General features: G+C 67.3%; 1 protein-coding gene. It reads left to right on the top strand.

Annotation, left to right across the window (positions count from 1 at the left end; all coding sequences use genetic code 11):
* Positions 1-92: 92 nt before the first annotated feature.
* On the top strand, positions 93-899 hold an 807-nt coding region (locus ACLQ25_RS32715; protein ID WP_425734589.1), incomplete at its 3' end, for a transposase family protein.

Raw genomic sequence — 899 nt, 5'->3', positions numbered from 1 at the left:
TATGGACGTGGAGCCATCGATAGACAGGTTCTTGCGACAGAATCCAGTCTTCGAGAGGGCTCCACGTGATCGCCTATTCTGCCAGGCTCGACGTGCCCAGGGAACTCGTACAGCACGTGGCGCGGCTGCTTCGTGCCGAGCGTCGGGCGGTGGGCACCCGACCGGGAACCCGTGCGCTGACGTGCTTCTACCAGGCGATCCTGGTGTTGGTGTGGTTTCGCAAGGGTGAGGACAAGACCACCCTCGGGGCGGGGTTCGGGGTGTCGAGGGCTACGGCCTACCGGTACGTCGCGGAGGCCGTGCGGGTCCTGACGGCGCAGACACCCACCCTGCACGACGCGCTGCGCCGGGTCGCCGCCGACGGCTGGTCGCACGTGATCCTCGACGGGAAGCTGTTCGACACCAACCGCCTCGCCGAGACCACCGTGAGCGTGAAAGGCGACACGATCGACGCGTGGTACTCCGGGAAACACCGCGACTTCGGGGCGAACATTCAGGCGGTGATGCGCCCCGACGGGCTCCCGATCTGGACCTCGGACGCGATGCCCGGACATCTGCACGACCTGACCTGCGCCCAGCGGTTGGACGTCACCGGCGCCCTCTACTGGGCAGCCTTCGAACTACGGCTGCCGACCCTGGCCGACTCAGGCTACGAAGGCGCCGGCCAGGGCATCCACACCCCGTACAAGCAACCCGCCGACGGCCGCCGGCTCGCCGTCGACAACCGAACCTACAACGCCGTCCTTCGATCCATGCGGTGCCTCGGAGAACGCGGCTTCGCGATCCTCGTCGGCCGCTGGCGGACCCTGCGTCACAGCACAGCCAGCCCACGGCAGGTCGGCGACATCGTCCGCGCCGCTCTCCACCTCACCCATTTCGAATACCGATACCTACCGGAT

The organism is Micromonospora sp. DT44 (assembly GCF_049841635.1).
Taxonomy (GTDB): domain Bacteria; phylum Actinomycetota; class Actinomycetes; order Mycobacteriales; family Micromonosporaceae; genus Micromonospora.
This window is presented reverse-complemented; position numbering and strand designations above follow the sequence as displayed.